We start from the raw sequence: 20827 nt of genomic DNA, 5'->3' as shown, positions 1-20827 counted from the left end.
AAATTAACCCGAAATGAGAAGGGATGAAATAACTATGCCACAATTCGTAGTAAAACCAGACAATCGCCAACTGGCTTTTGATGAAAAGCGCCTTTCCGTCTACGCCGACCGTATCTTGGAAGGTCTTGATCAACTAAATAAAGAAACTTTGCTGCGAGGAGTAATTTCCAAATTGCGCCGTGACTCCGTAAGCGGAGAAGAAATCAGCAACGCCTTCACTATGAGTGCTCTAGAGCTTGTAACAAAAGAAGAGCCTACTTGGAAGTTTGCAGCTGCCCGTGCCCTTCTGACTACCCTTTATAAAAAAGCAGCCGTTCATCGCCGCTATAAAGCTTATCCAGAAGAGCCTTACGGTGAGTTGTACCCACTAATTACGGATCTCGTAAAAAAAGGAATCTACCGTGAAGAACTTCTGTCTCACTACACTAAAGAACAAATCATCGAGTTAGGCGGATGTATCGATTATACGCGCGACCTTCTATTCGATTACATTGGTTTGCTCACGCTATCTGACCGCTATTTAGCGCATGATTTTGACGGTCGTGTAATGGAGCTTCCACAAGAACGCTACATGATTATTGCCATGTATCTCATGCACCGTGAGCCAGCTGAGAAACGTCTTGAGCTTGTAAAAGAAGCTTACTGGGCGATGAGCAACATCTACATGACAGCCGCTACACCTACAATGTCCAACGCTGGCAAAAAGGTCGCTGGACAGCTCTCCAGCTGCTTCATCGATACGGTAGATGATTCCCTTGAGGGCATCTTTGATTCCAATACAGACGTAGCACGTCTTAGCAAAATGGGCGGCGGCATCGGCGTCTACCTTGGTAAAGTACGGGCACGTGGTTCGGATATCCGCGGCCACAAGAACACTAGCTCCGGCGTAATCCCTTGGATTCGCCAATTGAACAATACAGCAGTCAGCGTAGATCAGCTTGGTACACGTAAAGGCGCTGTCGCTGTCTACCTTGATGTATTCCATAAAGATATTCTCGCTTTCCTCGATCTTAAGCTAAATAATGGTGACGAGCGTATGCGTGCACATGACGTATTCCATGGTGTAACCCTGCCGGACTTGTTCATGGAAGCCGTTGAATCACGCAGCCACTGGAACCTCTTCTGCCCTCATGAAGTGAAGAAGGTTATGGGCTGGACGGATGAGAATGGTCGTCCGCTTGGGCTGGAAGACTTCTACGATGAAGAGCTTGGTAAAGGCACTTTCCGTGAAAAATATGCTGAAGCTACAGCCAATCTGGAATTGTCCCGGATTACCGTTCCTGCGATCGACATCATGAAACGGATTATGAAATCACAGCTCGAAACAGGTACTCCGTATATGTTCTACCGTGATACGGTTAACCGGACGAACCCGAACCGTCACCAAGGTATGGTCTTCTCTTCCAACCTGTGCACGGAAATTATGCAGAATCAATCCGCTACCGTTATTGAACAGGAAGAATTAGTAACCAAAGATGGCAAGACCCGGATTGTGATCTCCAAAATTCCTGGCGATTTCGTAGTCTGCAACCTGAATTCAATTCACTTGGCACGTGCGATTCCAGCTGGCGTGCTGGAAAGACTAGTACCTATCCAAGTACGTATGCTGGACAACGTAATCGACATTAATAATATTGAAGTTCTGCAAGCACAATACACGAACAGCCAGTACCGCGCAGTGGGTCTCGGCACATTCGGCTTGCATCATCTATTGGCACTTAAGGGCATTCGTTGGGAATCCGATGAAGCCGTAGAATATAACAATCATTTGTATGAACACATCAACTACCTGTTGGTACGTTCAAGCATGGAGCTTGCTCGTGAAAAGGGTCGTTATCCGAAGTTTGCCGGTTCCGATTGGGAAACGGGTGCATACTTTACTTCACGGGGCTACGTTAGCGGTGAACAAGAAGGTAAATATGTAACGACTGAACAATGGCGTGAGCTTCAAGAAGAAGTGGCTAAAGACGGTGTTCGTAACGCATGGATGTTCGCGATTGCACCGAACGGCTCCACATCGATTATTGCCGGCTCCACAGCCAGCATTGATCCTTTGTATGAACTGCTTTCCTATGAAGAGAAAACTACTTACAAGATCGCTAACCCAGCACCTGATCTGTCCGACAAGACGATCTGGTACTATAAAACTGCATTTACGATTGACCAAAACTGGTCGATCCGCATGGCTTCTGCTCGTCAGCGTCACGTCGATCAAGGCCAAAGCTTCAACCTGTATGTTCGTCCTGACATCAAGGCTACCGAGTTCCTTGAGCTGCATCTGAACGCCTGGAAGGGCGGATTGAAATCAACTTATTATGTGCGTAGTCGTGCTTTGACAATAGAAGAGTGTGATTCTTGCGCTAGCTAATTATCTTAGTGCCCTGAATAGAAAAACGATGATGAATTTCGTAACTGCGAGGAATGTTTGGGCTTCCGGCCGCTGTTGTCATCAGATGTCTTGATCTTTACCGCTATTAGCGGATGACATCCGATGACAAAGGCGGTCGCTGTCGCTCCTACAGCTCCAAACTTCCACTCCGTTACTTTATCACCGTCTTTCTATGAACAAGACACCAAAGAAAGATTACCCGCGTAAAAAAATGGAGGGAAAATAAATGCAATTACAAAAGATTTTCAACACTGAAGCACCCAACCAATCCACACGCATTATCGACGGTGAATGCTCAGGTATTCTGAACTGGAACGATATTCGCATGCCACATATGTACAAGCTGTACAAGGTACTGCTGCTTAATCACTGGATCGCGGATGAAATCCCAATGTCCAAAGATGCGCAACAATTCCCTATGCTCGATGCAGAGGAGCAACGCGTATTTAAGATCAATATCTCCCTGCTCGCCGTGCTAGATTCGATGCAGACGATGTTTGTCGGCGACGTGAAGCGTTACTTTACTGACTCCTCACTAGAAGCAATTTCTGCCATTATCGGGCAACAAGAAGTAGTTCATAACCAATCCTACTCCTATGTTCTGTCCTCTATCGTGTCGGATAGTGAACAGAAAGAGATTTTTGAATATTGGAAGAAGGATCCGGTTCTGCTGGAGCGCAACCAGTTTATCTCCGATATTTATCAAGAGTTCCGTGATAATCCATCGAAACAAACCTTTTTCCACGCGTTGGTAGCGGATCTCATCTTGGAAGGGATTTTCTTCTACAGCACCTTTGCCTTCTTCTACAATCTGGCCCGTGACCAGAAGATGATGGCAACCAGCCAGATGATCTCCTATATCCAACGTGACGAGAATCAGCACTGCTATTTCTTCGCAGAAGTATTTAAGCAGTTGCTCGTAGATTTCCCTGAGTTGAACACTAAAGAGAACATAGACTACGTATACCGTACGATCGACCGCGCGGTAGAACTTGAAACCAACTGGGCTTACTACACACTTACTAACGTCCGCGGTATTGATCTTAACGAGCTTAGTGACTACATCAAATATACAGCGAACAAACGTCTGACTTTGATGGGTATGGAAAAAGCTTACCAAGGTGTTGACGTTAACTGCATGCCTTGGATCAAGCCTTTCTCCGATGATGCGCTGAATGCCACCAAAACCGACTTCTTCGAAGCTAAGTCCCGTAACTACGGTAAGGTTGGCGACGATAACGGATTCGACGATTTGTAAGACTGGAACATTTTTTAAAAAAAAGAGGCCATTCTCTACTTTTACAGTGAGGTGGCCTCTTTGCTATAGCAAAAAGCGTCCCTCCCCCCTGTATCAGGTATGAAAGAGACGCTTATATATTTGGTATGAATCCATCCGAAACGAATGCCTGCTGCTTAGTCTTAAGACTTACGCTCTACTCGATGTGTAGTTTCTTCTGCCAGCTCAGCTAATGCATCATTCAGACGCAGCTTCAGCTCCTTAGCAAGCTCAACCACTCCGTGATCATTACGAACCACCTGAGAATCCACGGCATACACTCCACCAAGAATGTAACGTGCACCGAGTACAGACAACACAGGTTTCAAAGCATAATCAATCGTGAGAAGATGTGCAAGACTGCCACCCATGAAGAGCGGGAGTACGATTTTTCCGGCCAACCCCTTTTGTGGAACTAGATCCAAGAAGGTCTTCAGCACGCCTGTATAAGAGGCTTTATAAACCGGGCTAACCACGATTACCGCATCCGCCTCGGCTACAAGGCCATTCGCTTTGACGATAGAATCGCTCTCAAACTTGGTATGAATCAAATCCTCCGCTGGTAGCTCTGCTACGTTAATACGCTCAACCTCAAACCCCTGATTGGTTAAGCTTGCCTCCGCATACTCTATAACTGCATTGATGCGCGATACCAAGGAAGGCGTTCCGTTAATCACAACAATTTTAGCCACTTCTCCACCTCTTTCATCCCATTTAAGCAGCTCACACTGCAAATATTTATCCCGACAGGAATACTTTAAATTAATACTAATCCTATCGCAGATTAGATATTATTGTCAAACCATAAACGCTTGCACTCATTCCACTCTTGCGATATACTAAGCAACAATATTAAATCCAAGAATCAGGCCAATGATCGGCATCCAACCGTGAGGCGTCTGCGACCGGAGCCTATAATGACTCCCTAAGTTCACCGGGTTTCGCCCGTTACCGCGAAGACCAAAGAGGGTCGAAATCTTTCCCGTTGTTAAGGAGATTCGATCAACCTGGGTGGCACCGCGAGCTGACGCTCCTCGTCCCATGGATGAGGGCGTTTTTTGCGTTTTTTCAAGCATAAACACCTTCGGCGTCCTTATAAGGACGGTAAGTGTTGTGCGAGAAATAGAAGGATAAAGTGAAGTGTGAAACTTACACTTTCTTATCTTTTAAACAAAAAGGAGCGAGCGATATGCTGGAAATGAACTGGGTCAAGGATAATCAGGAACTTGTAAGAAACACTGCCACATGGAAAAGAATCGACTTCCCACTGGATGAATTGCTGGAATGGGATGAGAAGCGCCGAAGCCTGCGACAAGAAACCGAACAAATGAGAGCCGAGCGTAATGGGCTAACCAAAGAGGTTGAACAATTACTACGTAAGGGTGACCGCCCTGCTGGTGAGATCGTCAAAGCACAGGTACGGGAACTCAATAATCAGCTGAACCTGCTGGAAGCAGATCTGAACGAGGCTGAACGCCGCTGTAGAGAGCTCATGCTACTCGCACCGAACCCGGTGTCGCAGGATACACCCATCGGCCACGATGATAACGACAACGTAGAACTGCGGCTAAACGGAGCGGTACCGGAATTCGGTTTTACACCTCGTGATCATGTGGAGCTAGGTGAGCTTCATGATATCATAGATATTCCCCGTGGCGTCAAAGCAGGTGGTCCCCGCAGCTATGTGCTTAAGGGAGCTGGACTGATGCTACATCTCGCTGTACAGAGACTGGCTCTAGATGTACTCACTGCACGAGGATTCACCATCATGGATGTTCCTGTGATTGTCCGCCCTGAAGCGTTGGAGCGAACGGGATTCTTTCCCGGTGGGATGGATCAGACGTATGAGCTAAGCGGAGACAATCGCTGGCTGGTAGGCACATCGGAAGTGTCGCTAGTTTCGCTCTACAGCGACGAGATTGTGGAGCTAGACACACCCATGCGGCTGGCCGGAATGTCGACCTGCTTCCGCCGTGAAGTTGGATCCGCCGGACGAGATGTTCGAGGTCTGTACCGCGTTCATCAGTTCTCGAAGATCGAACAAGTCGTCTTATGCCGAAATGATGAAGGTGTGTCAGACCATATACTACACGAGATCCTCGCAAATGCCGAGCACATTCTCCAGCTCTTAGAGCTCCCCTATCGGGTCATGGCCGTCTGCACAGGGGATATGTCCCTGAAGACGCATAAGCAGTATGACATCGAGACATGGATGCCAAGCAGAGACGCATTCGGAGAAACTCATTCGGCTTCTAATCTACTCGATTTCCAAGCTCGTCGTTCGGGTATCCGTTATCGAGATGCGGATGGTCGCTTACAATACTGCCATACCTTAAATAACACCGCAGTGGCGACGCCAAGAATTCTGATCCCGCTGCTGGAGAATCACCAGCAAGAGGATGGTTCTATCTACATCCCTCAGGCGCTACGCAAATATATGGATGGCTGGGAAAGACTGGAGCTGCCGAAGCAACAGTTATAACAAGAACCGGCTGCGCCGTCCGTAGGTGGACGGCGTCCGTTTCTACCAGAATTATAAGTATAGATTGGATGAAAGTGTACATTCTTTTTGACTAAAGACAGCGAAGTCCGCTGTCTTTTTTTTGCACAAATTATCGCTTTGAAAATAAACAGTCTCAAAATGATAGTTTCATTGTAATTTTCAGAAAAAAAACTGACACATATATGACAACTAGACTTAACATATAATTAACATACAAATTACAATAATACGGACATTTTACCTTAAACAGTATCTTATTTGCTTAATTATATGAATCTAAGTAAAATTGCGCCATTTATTATGTGAGATTAAAAATAATTTACCTAAGGTTGATTTAATTTTACACAAATATAGTGTATATTTGCGGAAGACAACCTTTCATCTAACATTACATATGATACTATCAAAAGAGGTTGTACATTTGTTTTGAGAGGGGTAGATTTAGAGAAATGGTTAACTCTCGCAGGATACGAAAATGGTTGACGGCAGGGCTTGCACTGTTGGTAGTTTCCGGTAGCGTAATACCGGCGGCTCACACTACTGTAGCAGCACCGGACAACAGCAAGATCGTGATCTCACAGGTTTACGGCGGCGGAGGCAACAACGGAGCGGAGTATAAGAATGACTTCGTTGAGCTGTACAATCCGACAGAAGCAGATGTGGACCTGACAGGCTGGAAGGTGCAATACAGTTCCGCAAGCGCTTACATCGATGGGACCATCCGGGCAAAAGGTTATTATCTGATTCAGCAGGCCGCAGGTACTGGCGGAACCAAAGACTTGCCTTCTCCAGATAGCATAGGCACTTTGGGATTGGGAGGTAAGGAAGGTAAAGTTGATCTGCTTGACAATTCGAGTCAAGTAATAGATACCGTGGCCTATGGATCGGCCCCCGGTGCCGAGACAAAGGCAGCCCCAGCTTTGTCAAGCACAACCTCCGCCATCCGCAAGGCTGCACCCGGGGCTCCCGTAGACAGCCGCGGACAAGATACGGACAACAATTCCGTAGACTTCGTTGCCGGGCCTCCAAGTCCACGCAACAGCAGCTATGGTAAAGCACCGGAGACAGCTAGCTCCGTAGTTGCTTCACCAGCCGTTAACGCCTGGCCAGTGGGCACAAAGATATCTTTGAGTTCTCCAACGGTTGGAGCATCCGTCTATGCAGCTGTTTATGGATCAGGGGGTTCAACTAATTTCCAGACTTACACAGGGCCAATTACCTTAACTGAGAATACTACGATTAAAGCGTACGCTTCAGAACATAATATGCCAGACAGCCCTGTAACGACTTTTGATTACAAGATTCTGGCCAAAACAGATGTCGCAACAGCACGCCTTGCTAGTAAAGGCCAGAATGTTTCAACAGAAGGTATCGTAACGCACATTAATGCAGCAAAAATGTATATTCAGGATCAATCCGGTGGGATCGTACTTTACGGATTCCCAGAGTTCGCAAACGTTGGAGATCGCGTTGAAGTTAGTGGCACGATGGATATCCACAGCAACCTGCAAGAAATAAAATTCCAAAACGAACTTCAATACGCTGTAGTTGCTCCAGATACTGGAGTACCTGCACCAAAATTGATTACAGCAACCGACTTGTCTGCAGCGAACGGCGAAAGCTACGAAGCCCAGCTGGTAACTTTAAACAAGGTCACCATAGTCAGCCTAAATGGAAACACGGTGACAGCAAGTCAAGGTGACAAGCAATTCACCATCTTCTCTACCCTTCCTAAATTGGTAAAAGACAAAACCTTTGACAGCATCACTGGGGTTATCGAGCAATTTAATACGACTTATCAATTCATTCCACTTAACGAAAACGCTTTGGTGGAAGAAACCTTTTCCGTTATGGCCAGTCCTGGTGCAGGTCGTATTATTAAAGGAAGCTCTGTGACTCTATCCAGTCCTACCCTTGGAGCACAGATTTACTACACGACCGATGGAACTGAACCAACAGCAGCAGCAAGCAAGCTTTATTCAGATCCAATTACAGTTAGTAAAGATCTTACCATCAAAGCAATTGTCGTAGCAGATGGCAAGACAAGTAAGGTATATACCTTTGCATATAAAGCTTCTGATCTCCCTCGTATTCATGATATTCAAGGAGAATCTCATTCTTCTGAGTATGCAGGTCAGAAAGTTACTAATGTAGAAGGTATCGTTACCCAATATGGATACACTTTCGCAACTGGCGCTTATAGAGGTTTCTTCATGCAGGACCCTCAGCCGGACAATAATGTGAACACATCGGAAGGTATTTTCGTTTACAGCACAGATGCATCCCTTAAACCTGAAGTTGGAAATTTAGTGCATGTTAGTGGAGGCGTTTCCGAGTATAACGAAGGAAATGCGAGCAATCTAACCTCCACTCAAATTACTATGACTTCACTAAAAGCAGACTCCTCATCTAGTTATACTGTGCCGGCACCTGTCGTGCTTGGTAAAGGCGGGAGAGTCATTCCGTCTTCCATAATTGACAATGACGACATGGCTAATTTTGAGCCAAATGAAGATGCCATTGATTTTTATGAATCGTTAGAAGGTATGCTTGTTAAGCTTCCTACCCCTACGATTATTAGCCCTTATTGGACAAGTGGTAGCGGAAGTTCCATGCTCTATAACATCCCTACAAGAGTAGAGAACGATACAGCTGATGTCATCACTCCAGCTGGTGGACTAGTTCTCAAAGAGTACAGCCAATTTAATCCTCAGCGTCTCATCATTGCTTATGGAAATCCGGGTCAAGAAGTCATCACCGGAGATAAGTTCGCTGGAGATGTTACAGGGGTCATTGGATACAACAATGGTAACTTCAAAGTCATTCCGGAGAACGGTAAGCTACCGGCCATTACTCCAAGTACCTTTAAGCAAGAAACAACTACTCTTGAAGTCAATGAGAGCAAGCTGTTGATCGCATCGTATAACATTGAGAATTTCTATCCAGGTGTCGGAGCAACAAAAATCCAGAAACTAGCCGACTCCATCGCCAACAATATGAAAAAGCCTGACATTATAGGCGTTGTCGAAATGCAGGACAGCAATGGTGAAACCGATAACGGAATCACTGAAGCAAGTGCAAACGAACTAATTAAAGCGATTGAAACCGCTGGCGGTCCTGTATACAAATACACAGACATCGCTCCAGAGAATAATAAGGATGGCGGAGCACCAGGCGGAAACATTCGCGTAGGATTCCTGTACAACCCTGCAAGGGTACAGCTTGCAGACAGTGTAAATAAGCAAAAGGGTACTGCTACACAATCTGTCGGCTACGATGCAGAGGCAAAACAATTAACCTATAACCCTGGACGAATTGATCCAACAAATCTTGCTTTTTCAAGTTCACGGAAGTCCCTTGCTGCACAGTTTGTATTTGGTGGAGAAACCGTAATTGTAATCGCAAACCATTTCAATTCAAAAAGTGGCGATAATGGTCCTTTCGGGAACATTCAGCCACCTGTATTGTCCAGTGAAACAAAACGTCATGAAATCGCGGCAATCGTAAACGGATTTGTCAAAGAGGTTCTGACTGCAAATCCTGAAGCCAACGTCGTAGCTCTTGGCGATTTGAATGATTTCCAGTTCACTAAAACTGCAACCCTCTTAAAAGGCACAGAGCTAGCCAATTTGATCGATAAGCTGCCTTTAAATGAGCGGTATACGTACACCTATGACGGAAACTCTCAAGTACTGGATCATATTCTTGTCAGTAAAAATCTAAGGGCTTCCTCCAAAGTAGATGTCGTCCACCTAAATGCCGACTTCTCACCATCGAAAGGTCGGGTATCCGATCATGATGCGGTTTTGGCACAGCTTGATTTTAATGCTGTTGAAGAATTCCCATTAACCGTTCTACACACCAACGATACACATGCAGGACTAGATACTGTAAGCTCGCCAAATAACATCTTGCGCCGTGTAACGGCAATCAAAGAAGCTAAGGCGACTACAGAAAACCCTATTCTTCTCGATGCGGGTGATGTGTTCTCTGGAACGCTTTACTTCAACAAGTATCTGGGTCTAGCAGATATGGCCTTTATGAATATGGTCAAATATGATGCTATGACTTTCGGGAACCATGAATTTGATAAAGATTCTGAAACTCTTTCCAAATTCATCGGCAAAGCTGAGTTTCCATTTGTCTCATCCAATGTCAATTTCTCTGCGGATGACATCTTAAGCAAAATGTTTACCAACGAAATTGGTCGGTCGGGTAATGCAGCAACCATCTACCCTGCACTGATCAAAGAAGTAGACGGCGAACAGATTGGTATCATCGGTCTGACGACAGAAGATACTGCCAACATTGCTTCACCAGGTAAAGTGACTTTTGAGAATGCCTTTGCTAAGGCAGAAGCTACGGTCGCTATGCTGCAAAATGAGAAGGTTAACAAGATTATCGTTCTCTCACACCTTGGCTATGAAGAAGATCTTAAACTAGCCAAAGCTGTTAACGGCATTGATATTATTGTCGGTGGGCACAGCCACACGCAACTGGATCAAGCCGTTGTAGATAAGAGCGATCCAAATGCACCGAAGCTAATTGTACAAACCGGTGAAAAAGGACTCTTCCTTGGTCAACTTGAAGTTAAATTTAACAAAGATGGTGTACTGACAGATTGGAAAGATCAATTAGTCTCCATCGATGCAAAGAACGGCGCTAACTACGCTATCGCAGAGGATACTGAAGCCAAAAAGCTTCTGGATACCAAGTTTAAGCCAGGCATCAAAGAGCTGTCCAATGAGGTAGTGGGTAACTCAGAGGTTATCCTGAATGGCGTTCGCAACGATGTTCGTACAAAGGAAACCAACCTTGGTAACCTGATTGCCGACGGTATGCTTTATGCAGCCAAGAAAGCTGGCACTAATGCGGTAATCGCCCTGCAAAACGGTGGCGGTATTCGCGAATCTATCAATGAAGGACCAATTACACAAGGCGAAGTACTCGGAGTACTTCCATTCAACAACGATCTGGTTACGATCACTTTAACCGGACAAGAAATTAAGGATGCGATGGAGAATGGGGTTTCCAAAACTCCAACAGCAGACGGACGTTTCCCACATGTTGCAGGGTTGAAATTCTATTATGACTCTAAGAAGCCTGTGAACGAACGCGTATTGCGCATTGAAGTGAAGAACGGGGACAAATACATTCCTCTAGATATGAATGCATCCTATGTAGTAGCTACTAATGCTTTCACAGCTAAAGGTGGAGATTTCTATACTTCCCTTGAGAAGGCCTATAAAGAAGGTCGCGTGAATCTGCTGTATCTGCCGGACTTTGATGTATTTACGAAGTATCTTAATGAGGTTAAAACCGTCACTGCGAAAACTTCCGCTGTTGAGGGCCGTATTGTGGATCTGAAAGGCGAACCACTGCCGGAGACAACTCCGACGCCAGTACCAACATCACCAACATCACCAACAGTTCCAACTGCAACACCAGCACCAACTGTTGCACCAATTGCCAAACCGCAAGTAACAACGATTAATGCTGCTGATCTGACCAAGCAACTCAGTGAGCTAGCAATTGGTAGCCACGAGCTGGTCATTCCGGTTAAAGCTACTACAGGCGGCGCTCAAGTAGTGCTTCCAGGCAGTGTGCTTGTAAAACAAGCAGCAGCACAGCCTAATACTATCCTTACCTTTACAACTGCTGCTGCTTCTTATTCCTTACCGCTCAGCATTATAAACAGTGCAGCACTTGCTGCTCAATTAGGTACCAACGACTTTACAATTACGGTATCCATTCTACTAGCGGATTCGGGAACAGTAAGTAGCACAAACAAAGCTATCGCTTCACAACTTAATAATGCTACTTTAGCTGCTCCAGTAATCGAATTCAGTGTTTCGGCGCAAGCCGGAACTAAGCGTGTACCGCTGAACAACTTTGGCAGTACTTACGTTAACCGGACGATCAATGTACCTGCTTCCTTAAATTCAAATAACGCAACGGCAGTGGTCTTCGATCCTGCTACAGGGAAGATTTCCTTCGTCCCTGCGCTATTTGCTCCTAAGGCTGATGGAACAACGGATGTTACGATTAAACGGAACAGCAACAGCTATTACACCGTTGTTAAATATTCCAAAACGTTCGGAGATATTAACGGACACTGGGCTAAGTCGTCCATTAATCTGTTAGCTTCCAAACTGATCGTCAGTGGAACAAACAACAATACGTTCTCTCCTTCACAGTCGATCACACGGGCTGAGTTCGCTGCATTAATTACGCGTTCTCTGGGACTTGCGACTGTAAGTGGTGAGACAACATTTAAGGATGTAAATCCAAATGCATGGTATGCTGATGCTATTCGTACCGCCGCAGAAGCCGAATTGATTTCTGGTTATACCGATGGCAGCTTTAAGCCAGGTAGCCCAATCACTCGTCAGGAAATGGCTTCTGTATTAGCTAAAGCCATCAAGTACACCGGCAAAACCTTAAATGCCGATCCTACAGCACTAGCTAAATTCATTGATGCAGCAAGCATCCCTGCTTGGTCCCAAGCAGCAGTAGCAGAAATCGCTGCTGCGGGCATCATCCAGGGAGCGACAGACGGTTCCTTTGCTCCACAAAAGCTGGCAACTCGTGCTGAAGCCGTTACGATGCTGGAGAAGACATTGAAATTCCTCCAGTTCATCAACTAATACAGGCTGCCCCCAGCTCTGAAAACAAAAAGGCGGTTCCTAGAAGTGCATAATGCACTCGAGGAACCGCCTCTTTTTTATATTACACTCTACGATTCCATCCCAGCTTCACTTTCTTCATAATGACTTGTATCCCCGTGCAACAGGATCTCCGGCACGCCATCCGTAAAATCAATTCTGGATAAGCAGGTTGGATAAATGTAAGGCAGATCCCATAGCTTAGGCAACTCTCTGCTCTCGAAAGAAGCCATCAAGAGCTTGATCACTACCGTATGCGTTACGATAAGAATTGTCTCACCCTGATGGGCAGTGAGAATCTCCTGAAGCTTCTCTAGCGCTCTTGTCTGTACCTCTTCGAAGGTCTCGCTGCCCTCCACTTTAAACTGGTCGGGGTCCTTCCAGAAATAACGATGCTGGTCCGAATACTGAGCTGCCAGCTCATCAGAATCTCTACCTTCCCATACGCCCATGCCAATTTCTTTGAATGCATCGGAAACTTTCAGCGGAACATCCCGCTCTCCGCGTATAATCTCAGCTGTACGCAGCGCCCTTAGGCTGGAGCTTGCATAAATGACATCAAGATTTATAGCCTTCATTCCCTGGCTCAACCATTCCGCCTGTTGCACGCCAAGCGTCGTCAGCGCAGAATCCATATGACCTTGCATACGATTCTGCACATTCCATTCTGTCTGCCCATGACGCGTTAAATATATCGTTGTGGTACTCATCCGTTGCTTCTCCTCCTAATCCCAAATCCAGAGATACCTACTTCCTGTTTCGCTCCATCCAGTTCACCGCATAGTCAACGATTTCACGCTGTGGAATCAATTGGGCTGTAGCTGAGGCGATCTGAGCATACGTAATGAGCCCTGTCTCTTGCCCAAATTGCTCAGCAAGTTCAACAAAATCGTCAGAGTTCCAATCTAGCTCCTTGAATTCCACCCACTGTCTATGACCATCCACCATCATAGGTGCCCCGCCAATGACCTCCTGTTTTCCTTCATAGAAGGCCCGGCATTCAGCAAGATGTAATGAAGTATTATTTAGATTTCCTACGCCTAGCAGCAGCATACTCCCCCCCAGGTCATAAATACGAGCTAATGGAGAGTCATCCCCCAAACCGTATTCGAGGGAGTGTCCATATATAATCTCATCCCTATGCTTGCCCCAAGCCGCAAATGAATGAATGGGGTGATCGCTGCGCTTTACCCCTTTTTGTCTACGGAAGCAATCTGGAATAATCCCCATCCCTCTCAGTGGAGTCAAGTCTGGATCATAAGCCGGCATCTGCTCACGGATACTCTGCCACCAAGATTCGGGCACCGGTGGGTTACTCCAGCCAGCAGGGTCCGTCAGATCACTGGAATGAGTCGGCATCACAAGCGTGCCTGTTTCTCCAAGGACCTCCTCAAGCGCCAAAATAACGGCAACCGGCCCGCCTGCCACCCATTGGCCCAGTGATTTGAAGGATGAATGCAGTAGAATCGTCATCCCCGCATGTACACCCAGTCGCCGAAAGTCCTCTGCCAACGTCTGAACCGTAATCAAATCCCCTTGAATTTCTTCCACCCTTCATTCCTCCATACTCTCTTACTGCTAATCCTAGCAAAGCTTCTTACTGCCATTATATAGGAGGATCACTTCTAACAACACCCTTAAGGGTCATCAAGGCTACATGTACAGCAATGATACTCATACCGCAGCTACTTACCCTGCTGTTTACGACAAATCTCTGGACACTATTTTGGCTCTATAATCCCCCGGAGAGATCCCTTCCAACTCTTTGAATACACGGGCAAATTGCTTACTGTTCTCAAAACCTACTTTTTCCGAAACTCCGGCAAGCTTGCTGCAGCCTTGTGCTAGCAGTTCTTTAGCATGGCGGATGCGTACCTTTTTTAAATAAATGACAAAATTCTCACCAGTATATGCCTTGAAAGCTTCGCTAAAATAAGAATAATTCAAAGAAACATGGTTACTAACCATAGCCATATTTAGTGGACGAGCATAGTTCGTTTCAATATAATTCAGCGCTTCCTCCATGTCAGCATGCTCCGTATGAGCAGAGCGCACCCCTACAATATAATCACTCACACTCAGGAGCAAATTCTCAAGCGCACGATAATAATCATGGAAATGACGATAATTGTACATATTGCCCACTGTGCGATATAGCTTCAGCACCTCTACCGAGGCTTCGCCATGCACCCGAAATACTTCATCCAGCACCAATTCATTGATATTCTGTCCCACCGACTCCAAATATGACAGGTCAAGCGCCTTCAAATGCTCGGTCTGAAAAATCTCAGCCAGAAGATGCTTCATCTCCTTCTCGCGTTCTGTTCCAAGCATATTGAGCAGCTTGCGAATTTCCTCCTTCGGCAAGGGGGAATTAGACCGTTCTTGACTCACATCCGCGTAATTCAACAAGTTCACTTGCGGATATACAAAAGTATACTGTAATGCCCGGCACGCTTCCTTATAACAGGAACGAAGGTCTGCAAGACTTGTTCCTTCGCTACTTATTCCAATCGACAATCCCATTATTTCTTTGGCTTCAGCTTGTCTGGACAGTTCTATAAAGTCCTGTTTTCTGGTTCCGAGCAATACTAATTTACCGTCCCAGTCCGTTGTGATTTCCGAAAAACATTTTTCAAGTGGTCCCATCAATCGTTCTACCAGCCCCTGAACATCCCCCGGCTTCATTCTTGTTCCGTCATTACAATAGTAATTCAAAACACCTACTGTAAAAGGAACTCCCAAGTCATCTAGGCTCTCCTGCTGCTCTCGCTCCAACTGAACTTCCTGCTGCATAAGCAGCCCACGTAAACGGCTAGAACGCAGCTCTCGGCGAAAATGTTCTGCTTCCTGCTCCTGCTGTCTTGCACTGAGATTCTGCTCCTCCTGCTCCTTATCTATACACTTTAAGATTTCGAATAATTCATCTCTACGAATCGGTTTAAGTAAGTAATCCTTCACGCGATAACGGATTGCGCTTTTGGCATATTCGAAATCGTCATACCCGCTTAAAATTAGCACTGCCGGGCTTTTCTCGCCCCTTGTCGCCGAAGACAACCGCTCCAACAGCGTAATTCCATCCATTACTGGCATACGTATATCTGTAATAATAATATCTGCACCGTCGGTCTCATAGATATCAAACCCCTCTGCGCCATTACTCGCCATCGTGATGGTATAAATGGACGGAAATTCTCTTTCTATCATTGTCTTGAGGCCGTAACGAATATTCTTCTCATCATCAATGATCAGTAGCTTCTTCATAGTTGTTTTTCTCCCGTCAAAAGAACTTTCGGCAAGGTTAAACGTACCATCGTCCAACTTCCTGCTTCGCTCTGTACTACAAGCCCATATTCATCGCCATAAAAGATTTGCAAACGCTGATGTACATTTCTCAGACCAATGCCACCTGTTCGGCGGTCAGTCCCCTTCTGTTCAGCAGTGCTCTCACAGCGTTCATCTTTCGCATAAATAGCCTCGTTTAAAGCATGTAGTCGCTCTGGTGTTAGCCCCATGCCATTATCACGAAGCTCTATGAAAATATCACCTTCAGCTTCTGAAATATGAATATGAACGCTCGGGTCCTGTAGATTCTCCTTCTCATCACACCAAGCATGCTTAACACTATTCTCCACAATAGGCTGCAGTGACATTTTAAGCACCTCCAGCTCCAAATATCGGGGTTCAATATGAAGCACCAACTTAACCGGATACTCAAAACGAATATTCATCACTTCAATGTAATTCTCAATATGGCGAATTTCGTCTCGCAGCTTCACATACTCTCCGGACCATTTGAAATTATAACGCATCATCCCCCCTAGTGAGGTTAATGCATCTGAGATCGTTCGTTGGTTTTCAATTTCAGCCAGCATTTTAATATTTTCCAGCGTATTATACAAAAAATGTGCGTCAATCTGGTTATGCAGCGTACGTAGCTCAGCCTCTTTTGACAATGCCTGCTTGCTCACTGCTTGAGCCACCAATGTATTGATCGTATTCATCAATTTGGAGAAATGATGGGCAAGCTCACCAACTTCCCCTCCACCCCGAATCATAATTCCAGTGTACGCTTCACCTCTACGCACTCTTTTCATTGTTTCGGTCAATCTACGTAGATTTTTTAGAATAAAGGCATTTGTCACATAAGCAATCAGCGTCAGCAAGGTAATAAACCCGATATTGGCGCCAATGATTAAGTTGCGTGTTCGGGAGATATCCTTCATGACTCCATCCATGGACACTACATTTAACAAATAAGCATCAATACGTTCTAACGGAGTGTTAATCAACAAAAACGATTTACCATTCTCCGAGTACTCACTATCCCATTCCCCAGTTTCCCTAAAATGCTTATACCGTTCTGCAATCATATCAGCCATCTTCAGATTATTCTGCAAAAAAGAATGGTCCGGTCTGGTGAAAAGCTGCAGCTCACTATCCACAAGGAACATTTGGGTCTGATTATCCCGGACATCTGTATACGTCTTGGGTGTAAAACGACTCAGCATCATATCCACCTGCACCATGCCGATATAATTGTCTGCTGGACGACTTTTCTCACGCAACAACGAAACCTTGGGCAGACTCTCCTCCGGCGATCCCAAGTATCTCTGCATCAGATCGGGATCACTTTTCTGAAAAGACCAGTATTCCTGCCCCTTCATTTGAAGCGCTTTCTGAAACCATGGCTTGGAAGAAACTCGCTCTTCACGAAAAATAATCGGCCAAATTTCATGCACTTTATTGCTTCTCGAATACAACCGTAAATGCGCAATATTCGGATTGTTAAATTGAATACGAGTCATATTCACATAGGCATTTGTATTGAAATTAATCAAATCTACTAGCTGTGGTTCAGATTCATTCGCAAGGAATTCTTCTACATCGGTATCAGAATAAGCCATCTGTGCCGCACGTTCCATCGCCTCAATTTGATTATAGATATGTAATTTTTCCATTTGCAGCAAATAATCGTTTTTCTCGACGGCATCTCTGAGATAGGTATTATTAATAGACTCATAGAAGTAGACCGATACCAGCAAGCACGGGCCTAAGATTATAAAAACATAGGCTGCAATTAAACGACTCTGGAGAGATCTTCTTCCCCACCAATAACTAAAAGAATGCCATAACGCTCTAGCTCGCTCACGCCTGTTCACTCTATACACTTCTGTTCTGTCCACCTCGCTGAATAGTGAATGCTTAACCTATTTAATATCTAAACCATATTATAGATTGAAAATAACCCAATCGCCCACATTTGCGGGCGATTGGGTCATGTTTATTTTATTTTTTTGCGAGTTTCAGCTTATTCTCTTCATATTTTGTTTGCTGGAAGGCTTGCACTTTAGCCAGACCCAGATCCTCTTGCTTCTTGATGTAACCTGTCCAGATGGAATCAAATTCAGCATCGGATGGAGCCATCAAAAGCTTCGGAAGCGTTTTGCTGCGCAAATCTTTGATTTTAGATAAGATGACGCCCTCAGGGGAGCTTGCCAACGGATCGATTTGATCAAACTCGGAGATACTTATTGTTTTTCCGCGAGTCCAGTCTTCCAGCTGTTTGAAAGGCTCTACAGCTTTAGGTGTCCATTGAGTTGTAATATTGGTATTCATCAGCATCCAGAACGTAAAGGAAGAACCATATTGCTTGTCGAATGCCGCACGGTCTTTATTCATCAGATCAAAGACTTCTGGTTTAAATTGGTCTTTGCCGTCAATGGTATCATAGCTGACGCCTTTTTCGCCAAGATAGAGGTCTTTATTGCCTTCTTCACTGTTCAGGTAACTTAGGAATTTAATGGCGCGTGCTTTGTCTTTAACATCTTTGGAGATCAGCGTTACTGTCCAGCCAGAAATAGCAGGGCCGTTCAGAGTAGGCGCATCCAGGTTGGTATTAGCCGGACCGTCAACTGCGATATAAATTTTGTTCGGGTCTTTCTGGTACAGAGTTCCCAGTTGGGCTCCAAAGTCAGTACGTTGGTACAGCATCGCGAAGTAACGGCCTTGAGCGATTTTTTCTTCCATTTGAGGACGTTTGTCAATAAAGATATCTTTAGAAAGCAAGCCGTCTTGGTTCGCTTGACGCAAAGTTTTCATCCAGCGGATATATTCAGGGTCAGTCTCACGATTATACAACTTGCCGTCTTTTTCTCTTGGAATAGCTAAGAAGTTCTGAATGTATTGTTCCAAAGAATCGTTACCCGTTGCGATAAATTCGTGTAGACCGAGCGGAATCATCGGTTGACCATCGATTTCAGGGAATTTCTCTTTAGCGGCCTTCAGCGCTGCCACGAATCCTTCCGGTGTGCGCATATCAGGACTGCCAATCGCTTCATAAATATCTTTGCGGACTACGAAGGTTTGGTTGGATACATAAGTGTCGCCATATTTCTCGTAATCTTTAGGGGAGGAAGAAGCATTCGGGTAACCGTATACATTGCCGTCAGCTTGTGTGTACCATCCCAGTTTGTCAGGGTCGGATACTTTGAAGAAGTAAGGATCATATTCTTCGGCGAGTTTGTTCAGAGGAAGCACGAGATTGCCTTCAATCATTTTCTTAACAGCATCTTCATACCAGCCCAGCGTGATAAAGTCCGGCAGTTTACCGGAAGCAATCAGCGTGTTCATCTTTTCATTTTCATTACCGGCTGGAACGATAAAGTTAATGTCCACACCGGTTTTCTTAGTGATATATTGGGAAGTTGGATCCACACCCCATTTATTAGGGAACCAGGCGAAGTTCAGGTACCAGTCAAATGTAATTGGTGATGTGTCGGATTTCCAACCCGGCTCATCAGCGGATAGTGCTGTAGCTTCTGGCGCTGTTGTAGATGTTGCCTCTGCTGTGTTACCTTCAGTCTTGTTTGCAGCATTACCTTTGTTTGCGGCGTTACCATTGTTACCGGAACAGCCCGCTACGGACAGAACCATGATTGTTGCCATAAGCAGCATCATCATTTTCTTTGGCTTTCTTTTCATGTCCATGCTTGTTTACCCCTTTTCTGAGATTGATTAATAATTATAATTTATAACTCCAAGACTGCGGGTGCGGTCCGGAGGAGACACCATTATTTCGGGTGAAGTGCGACCAGCACTTAGCCCTTGATGGAACCAATCATCATCCCTTTGACGAAATAACGTTGCAGGAACGGGTAGGCAAAGACGATCGGAAGTGTTGTAACAACCATCGTAGCCAGCTTGATGGACTGCGAGGTCACCGTCCTGGTCACGGCGCTTCCCTGTACGGCAGTCATCATTAGATTGGAGCTGGATTGGGCGACAACCCGGTACAGGAATGTTTGAATCGGTTGCATGCTTTCATTGTTCATATAAATCATTCCGGTAAAATAATCATTCCATTGGTAAACGCCATGGAACAGCGCAATAGTAGCCAGTACGGGTAAAGAGACCGGCAGGACAATCCGCAGGAAGATGGACCAGTCGTTGGCTCCGTCAATACGCGCCGCTTCCTCCAGGCCATCAGGAATATCCCGGAAGAACGTCATGAAGATGATTAGATCGAAGAAGCTGAACATGACCGGAATAATATAGACTAGGAAATTTTCCAGCAGATGAAGATCTTTGATGAGTAGGTACGTCGGAATAAGTCCGGCTCCGAAGATCATGGTTATCGTACCTAACAGAATGTAGAATCTGCCCCCAATCAGTTCTCTCCGGGAAACCGCATAAGCAACCATCGCCGTAAAGAATACATGTAGACCTACGCCGAGAATTGTTTTGGCTACCGTAATCCACATCGCCCTCATAATACCCGGGCTATCGAACACGGCACTAAAGTTCTCCAATGAAAACTTGCGCGGAATCCAGTAAATCCCGCCTAGCATAGCATCTTTTCCGTCATTAAAAGCATTAATTAGCACGTACCAGATCGGATACAGCGTAACGAAGCAAATACAAAGCATTCCAATATTGTTTACTATATCAAAGACGACTTCTCCCTTTGTTCTGCGATTCAGTGTAATCATGTA

Annotated in this window: 12 protein-coding genes; 4 read left to right on the top strand and 8 right to left on the bottom strand. The window is 45.4% G+C overall.

The window, feature by feature from the left end; translation table 11 throughout:
• The first annotated feature begins 34 nt into the window (after positions 1 to 34).
• Both UQ64_RS28045 and UQ64_RS28040 read left to right on the top strand, forming a co-directional pair.
• Positions 35 to 2368, top strand: a complete 2334-nt coding sequence (locus UQ64_RS28045) for a ribonucleoside-diphosphate reductase subunit alpha (protein ID WP_042184468.1) — start codon at positions 35 to 37, stop codon at positions 2366 to 2368.
• Between the two features lie 247 nt (positions 2369 to 2615).
• Entirely contained in the window at positions 2616 to 3647 is a 1032-nt protein-coding gene (locus UQ64_RS28040; RefSeq protein WP_060626738.1) for a ribonucleotide-diphosphate reductase subunit beta, read from the top strand.
• 161 nt (positions 3648 to 3808) lie between these two features.
• Here UQ64_RS28040 and ssuE read toward each other — a convergent pair whose 3' ends face one another.
• Both ssuE and UQ64_RS31830 read right to left on the bottom strand, forming a co-directional pair.
• Positions 3809 to 4357 (bottom strand): NADPH-dependent FMN reductase, encoded by a 549-nt coding sequence (gene ssuE / locus UQ64_RS28035; RefSeq protein WP_060626737.1) that lies wholly within the window; start codon positions 4355 to 4357, stop codon positions 3809 to 3811.
• Positions 4358 to 4504: 147 nt separating this feature from the next.
• A complete protein-coding gene (locus tag UQ64_RS31830; protein WP_209445895.1) occupies positions 4505 to 4708 on the bottom strand; it encodes a hypothetical protein in 204 nt (67 codons plus the stop codon).
• Between the two features lie 146 nt (positions 4709 to 4854).
• Here UQ64_RS31830 and serS point away from each other — a divergent pair, with 146 nt between their 5' ends.
• Both serS and UQ64_RS28025 read left to right on the top strand, forming a co-directional pair.
• Positions 4855 to 6147 (top strand): serine--tRNA ligase, encoded by a 1293-nt coding sequence (serS, locus tag UQ64_RS28030; RefSeq protein WP_060626736.1) that lies wholly within the window; start codon positions 4855 to 4857, stop codon positions 6145 to 6147.
• A gap of 470 nt (positions 6148 to 6617) precedes the next feature.
• The gene (locus tag UQ64_RS28025; protein WP_060626735.1) at positions 6618 to 12815 is read left to right on the top strand and encodes a 5'-nucleotidase C-terminal domain-containing protein; all 6198 of its coding nucleotides are present in this window, start codon (positions 6618 to 6620) and stop codon (positions 12813 to 12815) included.
• A gap of 89 nt (positions 12816 to 12904) precedes the next feature.
• Here the strand turns inward: UQ64_RS28025 and UQ64_RS28020 are convergent, their stop codons facing one another.
• The 6 genes from UQ64_RS28020 to UQ64_RS27995 all read right to left on the bottom strand — a co-directional run bounded on the left by UQ64_RS28020 (position 12905) and on the right by UQ64_RS27995 (position 20824).
• Positions 12905 to 13543, bottom strand: a complete 639-nt coding sequence (locus tag UQ64_RS28020; RefSeq protein ID WP_060626734.1) for a histidine phosphatase family protein — start codon at positions 13541 to 13543, stop codon at positions 12905 to 12907.
• Between the two features lie 37 nt (positions 13544 to 13580).
• Complete coding sequence (locus UQ64_RS28015) at positions 13581 to 14384, bottom strand: AAC(3) family N-acetyltransferase (RefSeq protein WP_060626733.1); 804 nt, start codon at positions 14382 to 14384, stop codon at positions 13581 to 13583.
• 150 nt (positions 14385 to 14534) lie between these two features.
• Complete coding sequence (locus tag UQ64_RS28010; RefSeq protein ID WP_060626732.1) at positions 14535 to 16097, bottom strand: response regulator; 1563 nt, start codon at positions 16095 to 16097, stop codon at positions 14535 to 14537.
• The gene (locus UQ64_RS28005; protein WP_245238289.1) at positions 16094 to 18019 is read right to left on the bottom strand and encodes a cache domain-containing sensor histidine kinase; all 1926 of its coding nucleotides are present in this window, start codon (positions 18017 to 18019) and stop codon (positions 16094 to 16096) included. The genes UQ64_RS28010 and UQ64_RS28005 overlap by 4 nt, the downstream gene beginning before the upstream one ends.
• Before the next feature lie 103 nt (positions 18020 to 18122).
• Complete coding sequence (locus UQ64_RS28000; protein ID WP_060626730.1) at positions 18123 to 19823, bottom strand: type 2 periplasmic-binding domain-containing protein; 1701 nt, start codon at positions 19821 to 19823, stop codon at positions 18123 to 18125.
• Between the two features lie 110 nt (positions 19824 to 19933).
• Complete coding sequence (locus UQ64_RS27995; protein WP_060626729.1) at positions 19934 to 20824, bottom strand: carbohydrate ABC transporter permease; 891 nt, start codon at positions 20822 to 20824, stop codon at positions 19934 to 19936.
• Positions 20825 to 20827 lie beyond the last annotated feature (3 nt).

It is taken from the genome of Paenibacillus etheri (genome assembly GCF_001012825.1).
Taxonomy (GTDB): domain Bacteria; phylum Bacillota; class Bacilli; order Paenibacillales; family Paenibacillaceae; genus Paenibacillus_AQ; species Paenibacillus_AQ etheri.
This window is presented reverse-complemented; position numbering and strand designations above follow the sequence as displayed.

Excerpts from the sequence above, each read along its gene's own strand:
- UQ64_RS28045 (WP_042184468.1), top strand. The coding sequence starts at position 35 with ATGCCACAATTCGTAGTAAAACCAGACAATCGCCAACTGGCTTTTGAT.
- UQ64_RS28040 (WP_060626738.1), top strand. The coding sequence starts at position 2,616 with ATGCAATTACAAAAGATTTTCAACACTGAAGCACCCAACCAATCCACA.
- UQ64_RS31830 (WP_209445895.1), bottom strand. The coding sequence starts at position 4,708 with ATGGGACGAGGAGCGTCAGCTCGCGGTGCCACCCAGGTTGATCGAATC.
- serS (WP_060626736.1), top strand. The coding sequence starts at position 4,855 with ATGCTGGAAATGAACTGGGTCAAGGATAATCAGGAACTTGTAAGAAAC.
- UQ64_RS28025 (WP_060626735.1), top strand. The coding sequence starts at position 6,618 with ATGGTTAACTCTCGCAGGATACGAAAATGGTTGACGGCAGGGCTTGCA.
- UQ64_RS28020 (WP_060626734.1), bottom strand. The coding sequence starts at position 13,543 with ATGAGTACCACAACGATATATTTAACGCGTCATGGGCAGACAGAATGG.
- UQ64_RS28010 (WP_060626732.1), bottom strand. The coding sequence starts at position 16,097 with ATGAAGAAGCTACTGATCATTGATGATGAGAAGAATATTCGTTACGGC.
- UQ64_RS28000 (WP_060626730.1), bottom strand. The coding sequence starts at position 19,823 with ATGGACATGAAAAGAAAGCCAAAGAAAATGATGATGCTGCTTATGGCA.
- UQ64_RS27995 (WP_060626729.1), bottom strand. The coding sequence starts at position 20,824 with ATGATTACACTGAATCGCAGAACAAAGGGAGAAGTCGTCTTTGATATA.